The following is a 19,202-nucleotide window of genomic DNA, read 5'->3' as shown; positions in this document are numbered from 1 at the left end:
GATATGCGTGCTGGTGCGGGCCGCATAGGGTTGCGTCGTAGCCGGATCTGTCGAGCGGGAGTACGCGTCGGGAGGGCGAGGCGTGGAGGGCACCGAAACCGGATGGGGTCGACCGGCTGAGCCGGCCCCACGGTGGCGAGCACTCCTCGACCGCGCGCTGCTCGGGGGTCGCACCGGCGAAAACCATGAAGTCCGGGAAGCCAGAGTTGCCGCGCCGCGGGCGCCGGTGGAGCGTCAGGAGCAGCCGATCGCGCCGGTCAACGGGTTCCAGGGCCGCGCTGTCGCGCCGGTTGCCTACCCGCCCGAGCGGCGCTACCCGCCCGCGCAGGAGAGCTTCCCGCCGCCGGTGCCGGAGAGCTTCCCGCCCGCGCAGCCGCCGGTTCGGGAGCCCTTCCCGCCCGCCCAGCCACCCGCTCCGGAGCCCTACGAGCCCGGCGCCTACCGCTCCGGCGCCTACTACAGCGGCGAGCCTGACTACGCCTACGGCGCCGGTTACACCGACGACCGCTACACGGGCGACAAGTTCGACGGTGGCGACTACACCGAGGGCTACGCCGGCGGCGGTTACAACGGGTTCGCCCGCACCGAGCCCCGGCTGGTCGAGCCGCCCCCGCCGCCACCTCCGCCACCGCTTGCCGCGCCGCCCGACCCGGGTGGCCTGGAGTGGCGGGCGCCGGCGGCCGCCAACCTCGAGGTCGAGCGGGCCGTCGGGGTGCTCCGTCGCGAGCTCGGCGGCTCGCGGGTGGTGGCGTTCGCCAACCCCAAGGGCGGCGTGCACAAGACCACCGCGACCGTGCTGGCCGCCGCGACCGTCGGCAGCGTCCGCGGGCAGGGCGTGCTGGCCTGGGACGACAACGAGCTGCGGGGCACGCTCGGCCTGCGCGCCGGCAGCGCCCGGCACGCCCGCACCATAAGGCACCTGATCGCCGATCTGGCCGAGGTCGAGTCGCAGCACGGCTACGGGCTGACCGAGGTGCTCGACGCCTACCTGCGGCACGCCTCCGACGGCACCTACGACGTGCTGGCCGGCGAGGAGAGCCCGCGGTTCGCCCAGCGCCTCGACCAATACACCGTCCGGCGGGTGATCGAGCTGCTGCGCCGCACCCACGACGTGATCTGCGTCGACACCGGCAACAACGTGGAGAGCGCCAACTGGCAGACCGTCCTCCAGGCGGCCGACCAGCTCGTGATCACCACCGTGCCGCGCGAAGACGCCGCGTTCACCGCCGACTGGATGCTCGACCTGCTCTACGACGTGGGCATGGGCGACCTGGCGACCAACGCGGTGACGCTGCTGTCCTGCCCGACGCCGGGCAAGTCGCCGCTGCTCGACGACTTCGCCGCGCACTTCGCGACCCGCACCCGGGCCGTCGCCGTGGTGCCCTACGACCCGGCTCTGGAGACCGGCTCGTCGATCGAATACCAGCAACTCCAGCCGGAGACCAGGGACGCCTGGCTCAAGGCCGCCAGCATCATGCTGGAGCCCTTCGCCCGCTGATCTCCGGTGCGCTTCCTGATGTTTCCGCGAAGGTCGTGGTCGGCGGCACCGCGCCCGGTGCGGGCGTTGTCAGGGTTTGGCCGGCGAGCATGGTGGAGCTGGGTGATTGCGCGGAGGCCGCCACCTCGGCCGCAGTGGGACCGGGCGCTGGGGTAGTTGTCGACCAGTCGAAGCTCGGCCAGACCGCCACATTGCGGAGACCTCGCGCCGTTGGACCGTCGTGACCCGCGACGGGATCGTTGTCGACGAGGCGGAGCAGCTCGGTCGGGTCGCGCACCTTCGAGACCTCGTGCCGCCGGATCGTGCGCTCCCTTGACGCAGCGACGACCGACCTGCTCTTCGCCCCGCGCGGGAGGTCATCGGGGCCGGGCTGAATCCCGGACCACCGTCTCTGAATGCGCCGCGGCTCCGTTCGTGACGGGGCTTTGTCCTAGGATGCTTTAGGGAGTGTGTCCTGCGGACCGGGCAGCGGAGCAATCGTCGGCGGGACGACCGGGCCGGGTGGGAGCGGATCCGCTGAACGCCGGCACGGGTGGGTGGCTTACCCACCTTGCGAGCCGGCTCGGAGTCTTTCTTGCTCGGCTGGGGCGCCTGCTCGTCGGCTTGTGGTGGGCCGCGGTGGGCGGTCCTGGTGCCGCTCGGAGGGCGTCGAGTCTTACTCGGGGCATCGGTCTGTGGTGGGCCAGGGCGGGCGGACCCAGGGAAGGGGCCCGGAACGCGTCGAGTCTTGCTGGGCTGGGGCGGTCGGTCTGTGGTGGGCCGGGGCGGGCGGTTTCTGGATCTGGTGGGGGGCCGGCCCGTGTTGAGGGCCAGCGAGCCGTCTCCGGAACCGCTGGACAGGTGTTGTGAGGATTGGATTCGGGTCGTCCCGCAGGCCTGGCGTGCACCTACTGCCGGTGGCCGGTCGCGGCGACAGGATGGTGATCGTGTGCGTCTGGTTGAGACGGGCGAGCCGGTTGTCCTTGATCGTGTGTGTCCATCGACCGTCGTCGCGGCGTGTCGTTCAGACGTGGCACACATGATCATGGTTTAGGCCTGGAATCGAGCTGACCTGATGCAGACGATCAAGGAACTCGCCGGCCGAGACCAGCAAGGGTTACCGCGGCGCCGGGGCCTCCGGGCCAGCGGGTGGCCGGCGGGCCCGCGGGCAAGCGAAGCAGAAACCACCGAGGTTGGGGCGGCGCGGGGCGAAGGCCCTGATCCCACCGCGGACCTGGCAAGCGGAGCGATCCCCGGCGGGAGCATCTGTCCGGTCCACCGCGGACCGGGGAATGCCAAATGAATTTGATCTTAAACTCACCGGGCGTCGGCGGGTGCTTCTCGTCGTATCCCCGGACTAGGGTGGTCGCGGCGCTTGGGTGAAGGGGGTCTTGGGTGTCCGACTCTTTCGTGCATCTGCATGTGCACACGGAATACTCGATGCTCGACGGTGCCGCCCGGCTCAAGGAGCTGTTCGCCGAGGCCAACCGGTTGGGCATGCCGGCGCTGGCGATGACCGACCACGGCAACATGTACGGCGCCTACGACTTCTTCAAGCAGGCCACCGGCGCCGGGATCAAGCCGATCATCGGGGTTGAGTCCTACGTCACGCCCAACACGGCCCGGCAGGACCGGGTCCGGGTGCGCTGGGCCGACGGTGGCGAGAACGACGTCTCCGGCGGTGGCGCCTACACCCACATGACCATGCTCGCCGCCGACGCCGACGGGTTGCGCAACCTCTTCCGGATGCAGTCGCGGTCGTCACTGGAGGGTTACTACTTCAAGCCGCGGGCCGACCGTGAGCTGCTGCACGAGCACGGCAAGGGGATCATCGCGACCACCGGGTGCCCCTCTGGCGAGGTGCAGACCTGGCTGCGGATCGGCGACTTCGAGAAGGCCTGCGCGTCGGCCGCCGAGTTCGCCGACATCTTCGGCAAGGACAACTTCTACCTCGAGCTGATGGACCACGGGCTCGGCATCGAGACCCGGGTCCGGCAGGACCTGCTGCGCCTCGGCAAGCGGCTCGACCTCAAGCCGGTGGCCACCAACGACCTGCACTACACCTACGCGAAAGACGCCGACGCGCACGAGGTTCTGCTCTGCGTGCAGTCGGGTTCCACGATGGCCGATCCCAAGCGCTTCAAGTTCGACGCGCGCGACTTCTACCTGAAGTCCGCCGACGAGATGCGCGCCGTGTGGGAGGCCGAGGTGCCCGGCGCCTGCGCCAACACGCTGGAGATCGCCGAGAAGATCGGCGACTACTCGTCGGTGTTCGCCTCGCGCAACCTGATGCCCTCGTTCCCGGTGCCCGACGGCTACACCGAGGAGTCGTGGCTGCGCGCCGAGGTGCACCGCGGGCTGCGCGAGCGGTTCCCCAACGGGGTGCCCGACGACCGGCTGCGGCAGGCCGACTACGAGCTCGACGTCATCTGCAAGATGGGCTTCCCGGGCTACTTCCTGGTCACCGCCGACCTCTGCGAATACGCCCGCAAGGAGAAGATCCGGGTCGGTCCCGGTCGTGGTTCGGCGGCCGGCGCGCTGATCGCCTACGCGCTGAAGATCACCGAGCTCGACCCGATGGACCACGGCTTGCTGTTCGAGCGGTTCCTCAACCCCGACCGCATCTCGATGCCCGACATCGACATGGACTTCGACGAGCGCCGGCGCGGCGACATGATCCGCTACGCGACGGAGCGCTGGGGCGAGGAGCGGGTCGCCCAGATCGTCACCTACGGCAAGATCAAGGCGAAGGCGGCGGTCAAGGACGCGGCCCGGGTGCTGGGTTACCCGTTCGCGGTCGGCGACAAGATCACCAAGGCGATGCCGCCGCCGGTGATGGGCAAGGACATGCCGCTCGCCGGCATCTTCGACCCGTCGCACAACCGCTATGCCGAGGCCGCCGAGTTCCGCACGCTCTACGAGACCGACCCCGACACCAAGAAGGTCGTCGACACCGCCAAGGGCATCGAGGGCCTGATCCGCCAGCCCGGCGTGCACGCGGCCGGCGTGATCCTGTCCGGCGAGCCGCTGATGGACGTGCTGCCGATCTGGCGGCGCGACAACGACGGCGCCATCATCACGCAGTGGGACATGGGCGCCTGCGAGTCCATCGGCCTGCTCAAGATGGACTTCCTGGGCCTGCGCAACCTCACGATCATGGACGACTGCCTCGACGGCATCGCCGACAACCGGGGCGAGACGGTCGTCCTGGAGAAGCTGCCGCTGGCCGACAAGCCGACCTACGAGTTGCTGGCGCGCGGCGACACCCTGGGCGTCTTCCAGCTCGACGGCGGCCCGATGCGCTCGCTGCTGCGCTCGATGATCCCCGACAACTTCGAAGACATCTCCGCGGTGCTCGCGCTCTACCGGCCCGGCCCGATGGGCGCCAACGCACACAACGAATACGCCGACCGCAAGAACGGCCGCAAGCCGGTCGTGCCGATCCATCCTGAGCTTGCCAACGATCTGGAAGACATTCTGGGCGACACCTACGGGCTGATCGTTTACCAGGAGCAGGTCATGGCGATCGCGCAGAAGCTCGCCGGCTACACGCTCGGCGCGGCGGATCTGCTTCGCCGGGCGATGGGCAAGAAGAAGAAAGAGATCCTCGACAAGGAGTACGTCCCGTTCTCGCAGGGGATGCGGGACAAGGGGTTCTCCGAGGCGGCGATCAAGACGTTGTGGGACATCCTGGTCCCGTTCTCCGACTACGCCTTCAACAAGGCGCACACCGCCGGCTACGGGCTGGTCTCGTTCTGGACCGCCTACCTCAAGGCCAACTACCCGGCCGAATACATGGCCGCCCTGCTCACCTCGGTCGGCGACGACAAGGACAAGGCCGCGATCTACCTCGCCGAGTGCCGCCGGATGGGCATCAAGGTCCTGCCGCCCGACGTCAACGAGTCGGTGGCCCGGTTCGGCGCCGTCGGCACCGACATCCGGTTCGGCATGGCCGCCGTCCGCAACGTCGGCGTCAACGTGGTCGAGGCGATCGTGCGGGCCCGCAAGCAGCACGGCGCCTACACCGACTTCTACGACTTCCTCCGCAAGGTCGACGCGGTCGCCTGCAACAAGCGCACCATCGAGTCTTTGATCAAGGCAGGCGCGTTCGACTCGCTCGGCCACAGCCGCAAGGGCCTCCTGGCCATCCACGCCGACGCGATCGACGCGTTCATGGGCGTGAAGAAAAACGAGGCGGTCGGGCAATACGACCTGTTCGGCTCCGCGTTCGGCGACGCGGCCGAACCGTCGATGATCGTCTCGCCGCCGATCCCCGACGGCGAGTGGGACAAGCCCGACAAGCTGTCCTTCGAGCGCGAGATGCTCGGCCTCTACGTCTCCGACCACCCGCTGTCGGGCCTCGACCGGGCGTTGTCGGCGGCGGCTGACACGTCGATCGCGGCTCTGGCCGAGGAGGGCGCGGTCGCCGACGGTGCGGTGATCACGCTGGCCGGCATCCTGACCGGCGTGCAGCGGCGGATCACCAAGCAGGGCCGCCCCTGGGCGTCGGCCTCGATCGAAGACATCACCAGCGGCGTCGAGGTGCTGTTCTTCCCCAACACCTACGAGCTGGTCGGCCAATACATCGCGGAAGACGCCATCGTGGTGGTGAAGGGCCGCGTCGACCGCCGCGACGACCAGGCCCGCATCATGGCCATGGACATGTCCATCCCCGACATCTCGGCGGCCGGCGCCGACGGCAACCAGCCGGTGGTCATGAACATCGCCACCAACCGCGTCACGCCGCCCCTGGTCGAACGCCTCCGCGAAATCCTCAACACCCATCCCGGGCCGTCCGAGGTGCATGTCCGGTTGGTCAACGGCTCCAAGGCCACCGTGTTGCGGCTGAGCCCGTTGCGGGTGGCGCCCACGACGGCGCTGATGGCTGATCTCAAGGCCCTGCTCGGGCCGTCGGCGGTCGAGTTGGCGCGCTGATCCGGCATGGCGGCGTGACGGAGTTCATCGCCGCATGCCGTTGAGGCTGGGGCTGGTGTGGTCGGTGGGTTGGGTGGCTTGATCGATTGTGGCGGGGTGCGGTAGGCGTTGGGCGGTTCGCCTGAGAGGATCGGGCGGTGACCGCCGCCAGCCCAGAACCGACCGACGGGCCGTGGACGGCGCCCGCCGCGTCCGGCGCAAACCCCGCCTCAGGCGACGGAACGTGGGCGCCGCCACCCAACCCGCCGACCGGTGGCGCGGTCCCGCCGCCCAACCCGCCGACCGCTGGCGCGGTCCCGCCGACCAACCCGCCGACCGCTGGCGCGGTCCCGTCAGGCGACGCTCCTCACGCGGGCGGGGCCTGGACGACGCCCGACCCGCTGACGGCGGGAGAATCGCGGGCGAGCTGGCCCACCGGCGGGTCCGACCAGAAGCCGGGCCACCCCGCAACCGATGGGATGTCCGCGCCGGCGGGCGCCGATCCGGCGGTGGTCGACGGAACGTTCACGCCGGCTGAGATCGACTCCTACGGGCCGTTCGTGCCTGAGGCGCCGCCGGTGCCGTTGAAGCAGCGGCTCGCGGCCGCGGTGCTGACGGCGGCCGTCGTCGCGGTGATCGGGGCTCCGCTTGGCCTGCTCTGGTCGGTGGTCGCGCCCGGAGTGCCCATCATCAAGACCGATGACGGTGCCGTGTTCGCGACGCCGAGTCCGGAGGAGTTCATCGCCTCCGACGGGTGGTTCACCATCCTGCTGTTCTCGCTCGGGCTCCTCGCCGCCCTGGTCACCTGGGTCTTCTTCAAGCGCTTCCGTGGGCCGTGGACCCTGGCCGGCCTCGTGGTCGGCACCGTCGGCGCGAGCATCCTGGCCTGGCAGGTCGGGCGGCGGATCGGGATCGGCGCCTTCCACGACGCGGTGGCGGCCGCGCACTCGGGCGACCTGATCATCCGGCCGCCGGATCTGCGGGCCGGTGGCTTCACCAAGCTCTGGGACGTCATCCCGTTCGTGCACGGCGACCTGCTGATGGCCACCTTCGGCGCGGTGATCATGTATACGTTGCTCGCCGGCTGGTCGCGCACGCCGAGCCTGCGGCCGGAGCCGGCGGCACAACCGCAGCCCGCCGTGGTCAACCCGTTCTACACCCTCGGCGAGGTGCAGGGTCCGCAGGCGCCGCCCCCGGCGGGAGAGCTGGCCGACCCGGGACGCTAGCGCCGTGCCCCTCGAGCCCGGCACCCTCGCCTGGCTGGCGACCACCCTCGGCCCCGGCCACGAGGTGCGGGCCAGCACCGCCCTGCGGGGTGGCTGGACCTCGCGGATGCGCCGGCTCGACATCGACGGCCCCGACGGGTCGTACGCCCTGGTCCTCCGCTCGTTCCAGAGCCCTTCTTCAGGAAACACGCCCCCGGCCTGCTGACCCGCGAGGCCGACATCCTGCGCCTGCTGGCCGGCACCGACGTTCCCGCCGCGCGCCTTCACGCCGTCGACGCCACCGCGGCACACTGCGCGCACCCGTCGCTGCTGATGTCGCTGCTGCCCGGCGAGGTCCGCCTCGCCGACGACCTGTCGCAACCGCTGGCCCGGCAACTGGTCGACATCCACCGCCTGGCCGTGCCGGAGCATGCCCGGCCGCGGGTCTACCAGGCCTGGACGAGCCCCGACCGGGTCCCGGCGCCCACCGCTCTCTGGCGGCGGGCCGTCGACGTCATCCGCCGCGATCCGCCGCCCTACACCGGCACGTTCCTGCACCGCGACTTCCACCCCGGGAACGTGCTCTTCGAGCGCGAGACGATCACCGGCGTCGTCGACTGGGTCGAGACCTCCTGGGGTCCCGCGGACCTCGACGTCGCACACTGCGCCACCGCGACCGCCCTGCTGCACGGCCCGGACGCCGGCCTGAGGTTTCCCGAGCACTACCGCGAAGCCGGCGGCCGGCTCGCCGAGGACCCGGAGGATCGCCGCTACTGGTGCCTGCTCGACGCCCTGGGATTCGCCCCCGACGCGGAGAAGGTCGCCGGGCCCTGGCGGGAACTCGGCCGCAGCGACCTGACCCCGGGCCTGTTGACCCGGCGGCTGACCGACTACGTGGCGGCGCTGGCCTAGTTGGGGCTCGCCGGCACGGCCAGCTCCCGCAGCGGCACCGGCACCGCCCGCACCTGGCGCAGCAGCGCGGCCTCGCGGCTCAGCAACCGCAGCTCCGCACCGAGCCGCCCGGCCGTGTCGACCGTGGCGAGCAGCCGCTGGCGGTCTTCCAGCGTCAACGCCGCCGTTGCCGCCACGAGGTGGGACAGCACCGTCGGGTCCTCCGGGAGCTGCTCGGTCAGCTCCTGGTCGTCGTCGCGGATCAGCGTCAGGTATTGCCGGAACACCGCCAGCACCCGCGGCGCCAGCAGGTCGGCGAGTTCTTCCTGGCCGTCGGGCTCGGGCAGCCACTCGACCTCGGCCATCAGGTAGGGCTCGGACGACCGGTCGATTGACACGACCCGGAAGCGCCGCCGGCCCACCGTCACGATGTCGTAGCGGCCGTCGGGCAGCTCGGTCACCTGCCTCAGCTCGGCCGTGCAGCCCACCTCGTGCAGGGCCACGTCGTCGGGCACCGCCACGGGCACCGACGGCGGGGACACCGGCGTGGTCGGGACGGGGCCCAGCCGCGGCGGCGTCGACGGGAACGGGCCCGGCGCCGGTGTGGTGGGCAGAGTTTCCGCGTCCTGCCGGATCGCCACGACTCCGAACTCGCGCGGATCACCGTCGGGCCGGCTCAGCAGATGCTTCACCAGATCGCGGTAGCGCTCCTCGAAGATGTGCAACGGCAGCACCAGGCCTGGAAAAAGCACCGCTCCGAGGGGGAAAACGGGCAGCCGCGACGTCACCCGCCGAGCCTAGCGCCTGACCGGGCACCCGTACCCGAACCGTGCGAACGGCGCCGGAATCCCGATTGCTGGGACGCCTAGACTTTGCAGGGTGTTGAACCGGATCGACCTGCGCGGAGTCGACACCGACCCGCGCGGTCTGTTGCCCCGTGCCCGGCTCGATGTGTCGCAGGCCGTCGAGACCATCCGCCCGCTCGTCGAGGCGGTGCGCGAGCATGGGTTCACCGCGGTCCGCGACGCCACCGCGCGGTTCGACGGCGTCGAGATCGACGAGCTTCGCGTCCCGATCGAGACGATCAAGGCCGCCGAGCACAGCCTCGACCCCGACGTGCGCGCCGCGCTGCTGGAGGCGATCAGTCGCGCCCGCACAGTGCACGAAGATCAAAAACGACACGACACCACCACCCAGGTGGTACGCGGCGGCACGGTCACCGAGCGCTGGGTTCCCGTCGAGCGGGTCGGCCTCTACGTGCCCGGCGGCCTCGCCATGTACCCGTCGACCGTGGTCATGAACGTGGTGCCCGCCCAGGTCGCCGGCGTCGAGGCCCTGGTGGTCGTCAGCCCGCCGCAGAAGGACAACGACGGCCTGCCCGACCAGCGGGTGCTGGCCGCCTGCGCGCTGCTCGGCGTCGACGAGGTCTACGCGGTCGGCGGCGCACAGGCGATCGCCCTGCTCGGCTACGGCGGCACCACCAACGCGGAGGGCACCGGCTACTGCCGTCCGGTCGACATCATCACCGGGCCCGGCAACGTCTGGGTCACCGCGGCCAAGCGGCTGCTGCGCAGCGGCGGCGCCGTCGGCATCGACGCCGAGGCCGGCCCCACCGAGATCGCCGTGCTGGCCGACGACACCGCCGACCCCGGCCACGTCGCCGCCGACCTGATCAGCCAGGCCGAGCACGACCCGCTGGCGGCCAGCGTGCTCGTCACCCCGTCGAAAGACCTCGCCGACGCGGTCGACGCCGAGCTGAAGGCGCGCGTGGGCCGGACCAAGCACACCGAGCGGATCGCCACCGCCCTGTCCGGGGAGCAGTCCGGCACGGTGCTGGTCGACGACCTCGAGCAGGGGCTGCGGGTCGTCAACGCCTACGCCGCCGAGCACCTGGAGATCCAGACCAGAGATGCCAGGGAGATCGCCATGCGGGTACGCAACGCCGGCGCCATCTTCGTCGGCCCCTACGCGCCGGTCTCGCTGGGCGACTACTGCGCCGGCTCCAACCACGTGCTGCCGACCGGCGGCTGCGCCCGGCACTCCAGCGGCCTGTCGGTGCAGTCGTTCCTGCGCGGCATCCACATCATCGAATACGACGAGCCGGCGCTGCGCGAGGCCGCGCCGCACGTGGTCACGCTTGCCAATGTCGAAGACCTGCCGGCACACGGCGAGGCGGTCACGGCGAGGTTCCCGGCATGACCCACCTCGACGACCTCCCGCTGCGGGCCGACCTGCGCGGGCTGACCCCCTACGGCGCGCCGCAGCTCGACGTGCCGGTGCGGCTCAACACCAACGAGAACTCCTACCCCGTACCCGATGATGTGGTCGAAGCGATCGGCAAGGCTCTTCAGGACGAGCTCCGTGACCTCAACCGCTACCCCGACCGCGACGCCGTGGCGCTGCGGTCCGACCTCGCGGCCTACCTCGGGCACGGGCTGACCGGCGCCAACGTGTGGGCGGCCAACGGCTCCAACGAGATCCAGCAGCAGCTCCTCCAGGCGTTCGGCGGCCCGGGGCGCACCGCGCTCGGCTTCACGCCCGCCTATTCGATGCACCCACTGCTCGCGGTCGGCACCGGCACCGCGTGGGTCGACGGCCACCGCGGCGCCGACTTCACGCTGACCGCCGCCGACGTCGCGGCCCAGGTGCGGGCGCACGCGCCGGATCTGGTCTTCCTCTGTTCACCCAACAATCCGACGGGTACGGCGCTGCCGCCCGACGTGGTGACCGCGGTGCTCGACGTGGCGCCGGGCATGGTCGTGGTCGACGAGGCCTACGCCGAGTTCGCCCGGCCCGGCACCCCGAGCGCGCTGACCGTGCTGCCCGGCCACCCGCGGCTGGTCGTGACCCGCACGATGAGCAAGGCGTTCGGCTTCGCCGGCGGCCGGCTGGGCTACCTGGCCGCCGACCCGGCCGTGGTCGACGCCGTGCAACTCGTGCGGTTGCCCTATCACCTGAGCGCGCTGACCCAGGCCGCCGCCCGCGCGGCCGTGGCACACCGCGACAGCCTGCTGGTCACCGTCGAGGCGATCAAGCGGCAGCGCGACCGCATCGTCGACACCCTGCGCGCCCGCGGCCTGACCGTGGCCGACAGCGACGCCAACTTCGTGCTCTTCGAGGTGGGCGGCGACCAGAAGGCGGTCTGGCGGGCGCTGCTCGACCGCGGCGTGCTGGTCCGCGACGTCGGCCTGCCCGGCTGGCTCCGGGTCACCGCCGGCACTCCCGCCGAGACCGACGCCTTCCTTGCCGCCCTGGAGGACCTGTGAGCAACCGCGTTGCCCGTGTCGAACGCACGACCAACGAGACCAAGGTCAGCGTCGAGATCGACCTCGACGGCACCGGCCGGGGCGAGATCTCGACCGGCGTCGGCTTCTACGACCACATGCTCAACCAGATCGCCCGGCACGGCGGCTTCGACCTGACCGTGCAGACCGTCGGCGACCTGGAGATCGACGCCCACCACACGATGGAGGACACGGCGATCGCATTGGGCACGGCGTTCGCCGAGGCGCTCGGCGACAAGGCCGGCATCCGCCGTTACGGCAGCGCCACCGTGCCGATGGACGAGGTGCTGGTCCGGGCCGCGGTCGACCTGTCCGGTCGGGCCTACGTGGTGCACGACGAGCCGCCGCTGGCGCCCTACATCGGGCCGGTCTACCCGACCAGCATGACCCGGCACATCTTCGAGTCGTTCGGCCTCGCGGCGCGGGTCACCCTGCACGTCGACGTGCTCCGGGCGGCCCGACCGGGCGGCAACCCCGACGCCCACCACGTGGTCGAGGCGCAGTTCAAGGCCGTCAGCCGGGCCCTGCGCGAGGCGGTCGCGATCGACCCCCGCGCCGGCGGCGCCGTACCGTCCACAAAGGGTGCCTTGTGAGTTCGATCGTCCCCATTCTGCTGCTGGCGCTCGCCGGAATCCTGAGCGGCGGCGCGTTCTCGCTCTTCAAGCAGGGCGCCAAGCTGCCCGGTGGCGTCGTCGCGGTGCTGGCGGCGTTCGCGCTGTTGGGCGGGATCCTCTGGCTGGTGCCGTCGTGACCGCGCGTTCGGTCGTGGTGCTCGACTACGGCTCCGGCAACCTGCGCTCCGCGCAGCGCGCGCTCGAGCGGGTCGGCGCCACCGTCACCGTCACCCCTGACCTGGCCGCGGCGGCCGCGGCCGACGGCCTGGTGGTGCCCGGCGTCGGCGCCTATGCGGCCTGCATGGCCGGGATCGACGCGCTGCCCGGCTCGGCCGGCCGGGTGATCGCCGAGCGGGTCGCCGCCGGCCGCCCGGTGCTCGGCATCTGCGTCGGCATGCAGGTGCTGTTCGAGGCCGGCGAGGAGCACGGCGTGGTGACCAAGGGGCTGGGCCTGCTGCCCGGCACGGTCAGCCGGCTCGCCGCCCGCCGGGTCCCGCACATGGGCTGGAACACGGTCACCCCGCCGGCCGACTCGGTGCTGTTCGCCGGGCTGCCGGCCGGCACCCGGTTCTACTTCGTCCACTCCTACGCCGCGCACGACCCGATCCCTGGCGCGACCACCTGCGTCCACGACGCGCCGTTCGTGGCCGCCGTCGAGCGCGGGCCGCTGTCGGCGACCCAGTTCCACCCGGAGAAGTCCGGTGACGCGGGGGCAACCCTGCTCGGCAACTGGCTGGCCACCCTTGGCTAAGGAACGCGCCCTGCGCCGGGCCGCCCGCGAGGCCGAGGCGGCCAAGCTGCGTGCCAAGCGGGCCCGCACGGTCGCCCGCCGGCAGCGCCGCCGGGCCGTCGTCGCGAAGCTGAGGCCCAAGCAGCGCCGCACCGGCCGGCTGTTCGCGCGGCGCAGCCGCGGCGAGCGGGCCGGGATCGTGGTCATCACGATCGTGCTGCTCGCGCTCGTCTGGTTCCTGGTCGACGACCCGGGCCTGAAGATCGTGTTGACCCTGTTGACCGTGCTCTGCCTGCCCGCCCTGGTTATCGTCGCCCTGGGCCGCCGGACCTGAAGAAGCATCTGAGGAGACCACCGTGACGCTCACCCTGCTGCCGGCCGTCGACGTCGCCGACGGCCAGGCCGTCCGCCTCGTGCAGGGCGCCGCCGGCACCGAGACCGGCTACGGCGACCCGCTGGAGGCGGCGCTCGCCTGGCAGCACGACGGGGCCGAGTGGGTGCATCTGGTCGACCTCGACGCCGCCTTCGGCCGCGGCTCCAACGCGGCGCTGCTCGCCGACGTGGTCGGCCGCCTCGACGTCAAGGTCGAGCTGTCCGGGGGCATCCGCGACGACGCCTCGCTGCGGGCCGCGCTGGCCACGGGTGCGGCCCGGGTCAACATCGGCACGGCCGCGCTCGAGGATCCCGAGTGGTGCGACCGGGTCTGCGGTGAATTCGGCGAGCGGGTGGCGATCGGGCTCGACGTGCGCGGCCGTACCCTCTCGGCCCGGGGCTGGACCCGCGACGGCGGCGACCTCTTCGAGGTGCTGGAGCGGCTCGACAAGGCCGGCGCGGCCCGCTACGTGGTCACCGACATCACCAAGGACGGCACGATGCGCGGGCCCAACCTCGACCTGCTGCGCGAGGTCTGCGACCGCACGCCGGCGCCGGTGATCGCCTCCGGCGGGGTGTCCACCCTCGACGACCTGCGCGCGCTGGCCACCCTGGAGAGCGCCGGCGTCGAGGGCGTGATCGCCGGCAAGGCGCTCTACGCCGGCGCGTTCACCGTGCGCGAGGCGCTGGCGGTGCTGTCGTCGTGAGCGTCGCCGTCCGGGTGATCCCGTGTCTCGACGTCGACGCGGGGCGGGTGGTCAAGGGCGTCAACTTCGTCGACCTCCGCGACGCCGGCGACCCGGTCGAGCTGGCCGCCGCCTACGACGCGGCCGGCGCCGACGAACTGACCTTCCTCGACGTGACCGCGTCCTCCGACGACCGGGGGACGATGCTCGACGTGGTCCGGCGTACCGCCGAATCGGTCTTCATCCCGCTGACCGTCGGCGGCGGCGTGCGGTCGGTGTCCGACGTGGACACCCTGCTGCGGGCCGGGGCCGACAAGGTCGGCGTCAACACGGCGGCCATCGCGCGGCCGGAACTGGTCCGCGAGATCGCCCAGCGGTTCGGCAACCAGGTGCTGGTGCTCTCCCTCGACGTGCGGCGATCGGCGTCGTCGGCGTCGTCGGGCTTCGAGGTGACCACCCACGGCGGCCGTCGTGGGACCGGGCTCGACGCGGTCGAGTGGGCGCGGCAGGTCGCCGAGCTCGGCGCGGGCGAGATCCTGCTCAACTCGATGGACGCCGACGGCACCAAGGCCGGCTTCGACCTGGAGCTGATCCGGGCGGTCCGGGCGGTCGTCGACATCCCGGTGATCGCGAGTGGCGGTGCCGGCGCGACTTCCGACTTCCCGCCGGCGGTCGACGCCGGTGCTGACGCGGTGCTCGCGGCCAGCGTGTTCCACTTCGGCGAGTTGGCGATCGGCGACGTGAAGACCGCCCTGCGGCAGGCGGACTACCCGGTGCGCTGAAACGGGGTCGAAAGATCAACCGCTGACGTGGTGGGATGCCTGTCATGGGCGTGCGGGAGAACCTGGTGCCTCCGGCGGGCCTACCCCGGGCGTACGCCCTCGTCAGCTTGATTTTCGGGGTTGGCATCGGGACCTTCAGCACGGGCAGCGCGGTGTTCTTCACCCGGGTGGTCGGCCTCGCGCCGCACGAGATCGGCATCGGCCTGTCGGCGGCGGCAGGCGCGGTGCTGGTCTGCTCGGTGCCGCTGAGCGCGCTGGCCGACCGCTGGGGGCCGCGCACCGCCTGGCTGGTCGGCGTGGCCGGCAGCGCCGCTGGCTTCCTGCTGTGGCCGTTCGCGCGCGGGTTCGTCAGCTTCCTCGCGATGATCGTCTTCTTCGAACTGGTCAACGGCATCGGGCAGGCCGGCCGCAACGTCTACCTGATCGAGGCGGTCGAGCCGGAGACCCGGGTACGCACCCAGGCGTTCGCCCGCTCCTGGCTCAACGTCGGCTGGTCGGTCGGCGCCGGCCTGGCCGCCCTGGCCCTCGCCATCGACACCCACGCCGCCTACCTGGCGCTGCCGCTGGCCAACGCGGTCGTGCTGCTGGTCAACCTGCTGCTGATCCTGCGCCTCCCGGCCGGTCCGGCGGGCCGGGCCCGGCAGCAACGCCCGGCCGGCCAACGGCACGTGTTCACCGACCGGCCGTTCCTGGCGGTGACGGTGCTGTGCGCGGTGCTGCTGGCCTACGGGACGATCGAGCTCGAGGTCGCTCCACCGTGGCTGCTCACGCACACCGACGCGCCGAAGTGGTGGATCGGCGTGCTGACGCTGGTCAACACCCTGATGGCGACGACGCTTCAGGTGGCGATGACCCGCGGCGCGCACACGGTCGACGGCGCCGCCCGGGCGTTGCGGCTCGGTGGGCTGGCGGCCGCGCTCGGCTGCCCGGTCTTCTACCTGGCCGGCGCGACCTCGGGCGTGACCACGATGCTGGTCTTCGTCGTGGCGACGGTGCTGTTCACACTCTCCGAGATGTGGCAGTCGGCGGGCTCGTGGACGCTGGCCGCGGAGCTACCCCCGGCGGAGCGGCGCGGCGAATATTTTGGCGCCTTCCGGATGGGCAACTCGGCGATCCAGATGGTCGCGCCGGCGTCGCTGATCGCGCTGGCGGTGACCACCGGCGGGTGGGGCTGGCTGCTCATCGGCGGCCTGTTCCTGGCGGCCGCGGCCGTGACGGTGCCGCTGGTCGGCTGGGCCGCCCGGCACCGCGCGGCGCTGCCGGCCGAGCCGACGCCGGTGCTGACCTGACGATCCGCGTCCGCGCCCGAGGGCAGGAACCCCTTGCTCGCCGCGGCCCAGGTCCTTGCTCTGCACCCCGGTAGGAAGCCACCGCGGCCTGGGGCGCTGCGCACGTACCCCTGGGAGCGGTTTTTGATCAGTCTTCGGTGGGTTCGACGCGGCCCGCGTATTCGAGGATCGCGGCCGCGTGGTCGGCGTCGTCGAGGGTCCAGTCGGCGTCGACCGGCAGCGGGCGGCGTTGCAGCCGGGCGAACAGGCTGTCGACCGCGCCCATCCCGACCGGCCGGGCGCGCCACAGCACCTCGCCGGCCGGGGTGACGCGGAACCAGCCGTCGCCCACAGTGATCAGGCCGGCCCCGGTGAGCCGCCGGACGGCTTCCTCGACCTCGCGCCGGTCGGGTAGGGACTGGCGGAGGTGGTCGGCCATCGAGAGCACGTCAGCGAGCCGCACGCCCTCGGGCCGCCGGGTAGTCGCCGAGCGCATGTGTCGCCCCGCGCCGTTGGCCATCACCACCGCGACGAAGATCCAGGCGTCGGATCTCCGCCAGCCGTCCTGCCCCATGACCCCAATGATGCCAACGTCAACGGCCCATGAACATTGGCGTGATCTTTCGTTTACCTGAAACCTTCTTCGTCGATGCGTCAGGTCGCGGGATCCGGCAGCGGCTCCGGGCCGAGCCGCGGACCCGACGGACGCACCGCGAACAGCAGGATGAACAGGTGGTTCAACGGTCCGATGAGGAGGGCGTACGCCACCGTGCCCACGCCGATCGTGCCCCCGAGCAGCACCCCCGCGCCGAGCACGGTGAGTTCGATCACTGTGCGGGTGACCCGGATCGAGCGGCCCGGCCGGCGGGCCACCCAGCCCGTCATCAGCCCGTCGCGCGGTCCCGGTCCGAGCCGGGCGCCGATGTAGAGCCCGCCGGCGACCCCGTTCAGCAGGATGCCGAGCACCAGGAAGGTGATCCGCACCGGCAGCGCGTCGGGCGTCGGCAGCAGGAACAGGGTCGCGTCGACCGCGAGACCGATGAGGACGATGTTGCTGACGGTGCCGATGCCCGGTTTCTGCCGCAGCGGGATCCACAGCAGCAACACCACCGCACCCACGATGATCACGATGGTGCCGAACGAGAGCCCGGTCTTCTCCGCGAGACCCTGGTGGAACACGTCCCAGGGGTCCAGTCCCAGGGTGGCCTCGATCTGCAGGGCCATGCTCGCGCCGTAGAGGACCAGCCCGAAGAAGAGCTGGACCAGCCGCCGAGGTAGCCGGTCACGCAGGTCGAGGTGGGAGTGCGGATGGTTGCTCTCAGACGCCATGCATGCCACTCTGAATGCCAATTGGTTCGGTGCTGAAGAGCCAATTCGCGAGGAGTGGATATGACAAGCCTGGTCCGCGGAAGCCAACTCGCCCGCCTGCTCGGCCACTGGCACGCCTTGCCGGGTCGCCGCCGCAACCCCGACTACGCGGCTCTGGCCGGCGCGGTCCGCGGCCTGCTCGCCGACGGCCGCCTCCCGCTGGGCATCCGGCTCCCGGCCGAGCGCGAGCTTGCCGAGGCGCTCAAGGTCAGCCGCACCACGGTGACGGCGGCCTACCGCGAGCTGCGCGAGAGCGGCCACCTGACCAGCCGGCGCGGCGCCGGAAGCTGGACCACGCTGCCCGGCGGCCACCGAGTGGCCAGCACCGGCCTGTGGACCCCACTCAACGACCTCGACATGATCGACCTCGGCTGCGCCGCCCTGGCCGCGCCGCCCGAGCTGATCCCCGCAGCCCGCGCCGCCGCCGATGAGCTGCCGCGCTATCTGGGCGACGCGGGCTACCACCCGACCGGCCTGGTCGAGCTGCGCGAGGCGGTCGCCCGCGGCTTCACCGACCGCGGCCTGCCGACCAGCCCCGACCAGATCATGGTGACCAGCGGCACCCAGCAGGCACTCGACCTGGTGCTGCGGCTGACGGTGCAGGCCGGCAACGGCGTACTCATGGAATCGCCCACCTATCCCAACGCGCTGGCGGCGCTGTCCGCGCGGCGCGCCCGCATCACCACGCACGGCCTCGACACCGACGCCGGCTGGGACGGCGAGCTGCTGCTCGGAGCGTTGAGGCAGAGCACACCCCGCCTGGCGTACGTGATTCCCGAGTTCCACAACCCCACCGGCCACCTGATGCCGGCCGACCTACGCGAGCGGATGGTCGCGACGGCCCACTCGACCGGCACCGACCTGGTCGTCGACGAGTCCTTCGTGGACCTACCTCTGGACGGCGTGGAGATGCCACCGCCGGTCGCGTTGTTCGACCGCCACTCCCGAGTGATCACCATCGGCGGCATGAGCAAGCCCTACTGGGGCGGCCTGCGAATCGGCTGGGTCCGCGCGTCGGCGCCGACGGTGCAACGCCTGGCCGCCCTGCGCGTCGGCGTCGACATGGCCAGCCCGGTGCTCGACCAGTTGGTGGCGGCACAGCTCCTCGACCGCGCCGACACGATCGTCCCGGCCCGCCGGCTGCAACTCGCCGCCCAGCGCGACGCGCTGCTGGCGGCGCTCGCCGAACACCTGCCCGAGTGGCGGGTCCGCCCGCCACAGGGCGGCGTGACGCTGTGGGCGGAGCTGGACGGCCCGATCTCCAGCGCCCTGGCCCGGGCCGCGGAGGAGGTTGGCGTGCGCCTCGCACCGGGGCCGCGGTTCGGCTTGGACGGGACGCTGGAGCGGTTCCTACGGCTGCCCTACACCCTGCCGGCGGGCGAACTGGTCGACGCGGTCAAGCGGATCGCGACGGTCCGCTACGACCTCGACCACACCCCCCACCCCGGCTGGCGTAAGCCAGTGGTCATCGCCTAGGAGCGCGACCGATCCGCGCGGCTCGGTCGACGGTGTCTTGCCGGCCGTCGTCTGGCATCAGCGCGCCGCGCGTGGGCGAGCCCTACGTCAGCTACCTGGACCCGCGCTAAGCGCAACCGCGGCCTGGCCACCCCT

At 71.8% G+C, this 19,202-nt stretch carries 18 protein-coding genes; 15 read left to right on the top strand and 3 right to left on the bottom strand.

All coding sequences use genetic code 11. The features are described 5' to 3' along the window. The first annotated feature begins 82 nt into the window (after positions 1-82). The 5 genes from DFJ67_RS40505 to DFJ67_RS40490 all read left to right on the top strand — a co-directional run bounded on the left by DFJ67_RS40505 (position 83) and on the right by DFJ67_RS40490 (position 8,508). On the top strand, positions 83-1,498 hold the full coding sequence (locus DFJ67_RS40505) for a MinD/ParA family ATP-binding protein (RefSeq protein ID WP_116074793.1): 1,416 nt from the start codon (positions 83-85) through the stop codon (positions 1,496-1,498). Positions 1,499-2,872: 1,374 nt separating this feature from the next. Next, entirely contained in the window at positions 2,873-6,412 is a 3,540-nt protein-coding gene (gene dnaE / locus DFJ67_RS40500; protein WP_116074791.1) for a DNA polymerase III subunit alpha, read from the top strand. Between the two features lie 137 nt (positions 6,413-6,549). After that, positions 6,550-7,617, top strand: a complete 1,068-nt coding sequence (locus DFJ67_RS40495) for a DUF2567 domain-containing protein (protein ID WP_116074789.1) — start codon at positions 6,550-6,552, stop codon at positions 7,615-7,617. Positions 7,618-7,621: 4 nt separating this feature from the next. Next, positions 7,622-7,822, top strand: a complete 201-nt coding sequence (locus DFJ67_RS44275; RefSeq protein WP_239097195.1) for a hypothetical protein — start codon at positions 7,622-7,624, stop codon at positions 7,820-7,822. Continuing rightward, positions 7,816-8,508, top strand: a complete 693-nt coding sequence (locus DFJ67_RS40490; RefSeq protein ID WP_342353857.1) for a phosphotransferase family protein — start codon at positions 7,816-7,818, stop codon at positions 8,506-8,508. The genes DFJ67_RS44275 and DFJ67_RS40490 overlap by 7 nt, the downstream gene beginning before the upstream one ends. Here DFJ67_RS40490 and DFJ67_RS40485 read toward each other — a convergent pair. Next, positions 8,505-9,275: an LON peptidase substrate-binding domain-containing protein gene (locus DFJ67_RS40485; protein WP_116074787.1), complete on the bottom strand. Its 771-nt coding sequence runs from the start codon at positions 9,273-9,275 to the stop codon at positions 8,505-8,507. The two genes, DFJ67_RS40490 and DFJ67_RS40485, sit on opposite strands and share 4 nt — an antisense overlap. Before the next feature lie 91 nt (positions 9,276-9,366). Between DFJ67_RS40485 and hisD the strand changes: the two genes are divergently transcribed. From hisD to DFJ67_RS40445, 9 genes are read left to right on the top strand one after another with little or no spacing between them, the layout of a single operon-like run. Continuing rightward, positions 9,367-10,686, top strand: coding sequence for a histidinol dehydrogenase (gene hisD, locus DFJ67_RS40480; RefSeq protein ID WP_116074784.1), 1,320 nt, complete (start codon positions 9,367-9,369; stop codon positions 10,684-10,686). Continuing rightward, the gene (locus tag DFJ67_RS40475; protein WP_116074782.1) at positions 10,683-11,753 is read left to right on the top strand and encodes a histidinol-phosphate transaminase; all 1,071 of its coding nucleotides are present in this window, start codon (positions 10,683-10,685) and stop codon (positions 11,751-11,753) included. The genes hisD and DFJ67_RS40475 overlap by 4 nt, the downstream gene beginning before the upstream one ends. Next, positions 11,750-12,364, top strand: a complete 615-nt coding sequence (gene hisB, locus DFJ67_RS40470; protein WP_116074780.1) for an imidazoleglycerol-phosphate dehydratase HisB — start codon at positions 11,750-11,752, stop codon at positions 12,362-12,364. Before DFJ67_RS40475 ends, hisB begins: the two co-directional genes overlap by 4 nt. Next, positions 12,361-12,522: a CG2302 family histidine operon protein gene (locus DFJ67_RS43115; RefSeq protein ID WP_170216178.1), complete on the top strand. Its 162-nt coding sequence runs from the start codon at positions 12,361-12,363 to the stop codon at positions 12,520-12,522. Before hisB ends, DFJ67_RS43115 begins: the two co-directional genes overlap by 4 nt. Next, on the top strand, positions 12,519-13,136 hold the full coding sequence (gene hisH / locus DFJ67_RS40465; RefSeq protein ID WP_116074778.1) for an imidazole glycerol phosphate synthase subunit HisH: 618 nt from the start codon (positions 12,519-12,521) through the stop codon (positions 13,134-13,136). The genes DFJ67_RS43115 and hisH overlap by 4 nt, the downstream gene beginning before the upstream one ends. Beyond that, the gene (locus DFJ67_RS40460) at positions 13,129-13,449 is read left to right on the top strand and encodes a hypothetical protein (RefSeq protein ID WP_116074776.1); all 321 of its coding nucleotides are present in this window, start codon (positions 13,129-13,131) and stop codon (positions 13,447-13,449) included. The genes hisH and DFJ67_RS40460 overlap by 8 nt, the downstream gene beginning before the upstream one ends. A gap of 22 nt (positions 13,450-13,471) precedes the next feature. After that, entirely contained in the window at positions 13,472-14,194 is a 723-nt protein-coding gene (gene priA, locus DFJ67_RS40455) for a bifunctional 1-(5-phosphoribosyl)-5-((5-phosphoribosylamino)methylideneamino)imidazole-4-carboxamide isomerase/phosphoribosylanthranilate isomerase PriA (protein WP_116074774.1), read from the top strand. After that, positions 14,191-14,955 carry an imidazole glycerol phosphate synthase subunit HisF gene (gene hisF, locus DFJ67_RS40450; RefSeq protein ID WP_116074772.1) on the top strand — a complete coding sequence of 255 codons (765 nt, stop codon included), beginning with the start codon at positions 14,191-14,193 and terminating at the stop codon, positions 14,953-14,955. The genes priA and hisF overlap by 4 nt, the downstream gene beginning before the upstream one ends. 35 nt (positions 14,956-14,990) lie before the next feature. Beyond that, the gene (locus DFJ67_RS40445; RefSeq protein WP_116074770.1) at positions 14,991-16,244 is read left to right on the top strand and encodes an MFS transporter; all 1,254 of its coding nucleotides are present in this window, start codon (positions 14,991-14,993) and stop codon (positions 16,242-16,244) included. A 127-nt stretch (positions 16,245-16,371) separates the two neighbouring features. On the opposite strand, the gene DFJ67_RS40440 is transcribed toward DFJ67_RS40445, so the two are convergent. Next, positions 16,372-16,797 (bottom strand): hypothetical protein, encoded by a 426-nt coding sequence (locus DFJ67_RS40440; protein ID WP_116074768.1) that lies wholly within the window; start codon positions 16,795-16,797, stop codon positions 16,372-16,374. 80 nt (positions 16,798-16,877) lie between these two features. Continuing rightward, complete coding sequence (yczE, locus tag DFJ67_RS40435; protein ID WP_116074766.1) at positions 16,878-17,552, bottom strand: membrane protein YczE; 675 nt, start codon at positions 17,550-17,552, stop codon at positions 16,878-16,880. A 60-nt stretch (positions 17,553-17,612) separates the two neighbouring features. Between yczE and yczR the strand changes: the two genes are divergently transcribed. Next, complete coding sequence (gene yczR / locus DFJ67_RS40430; protein ID WP_116074764.1) at positions 17,613-19,067, top strand: MocR-like transcription factor YczR; 1,455 nt, start codon at positions 17,613-17,615, stop codon at positions 19,065-19,067. Positions 19,068-19,202 lie beyond the last annotated feature (135 nt).

Source organism: Asanoa ferruginea (genome assembly GCF_003387075.1).
GTDB classification, from domain to species: Bacteria; Actinomycetota; Actinomycetes; order Mycobacteriales; family Micromonosporaceae; genus Asanoa; species Asanoa ferruginea.
This window is presented reverse-complemented; position numbering and strand designations above follow the sequence as displayed.

Excerpts from the sequence above, each read along its gene's own strand:
- DFJ67_RS40475 (WP_116074782.1), top strand. The coding sequence starts at position 10,683 with ATGACCCACCTCGACGACCTCCCGCTGCGGGCCGACCTGCGCGGGCTG.
- DFJ67_RS40445 (WP_116074770.1), top strand. The coding sequence starts at position 14,991 with ATGCCTGTCATGGGCGTGCGGGAGAACCTGGTGCCTCCGGCGGGCCTA.
- DFJ67_RS40440 (WP_116074768.1), bottom strand. The coding sequence starts at position 16,797 with ATGGGGCAGGACGGCTGGCGGAGATCCGACGCCTGGATCTTCGTCGCG.
- yczE (WP_116074766.1), bottom strand. The coding sequence starts at position 17,552 with ATGGCGTCTGAGAGCAACCATCCGCACTCCCACCTCGACCTGCGTGAC.
- yczR (WP_116074764.1), top strand. The coding sequence starts at position 17,613 with ATGACAAGCCTGGTCCGCGGAAGCCAACTCGCCCGCCTGCTCGGCCAC.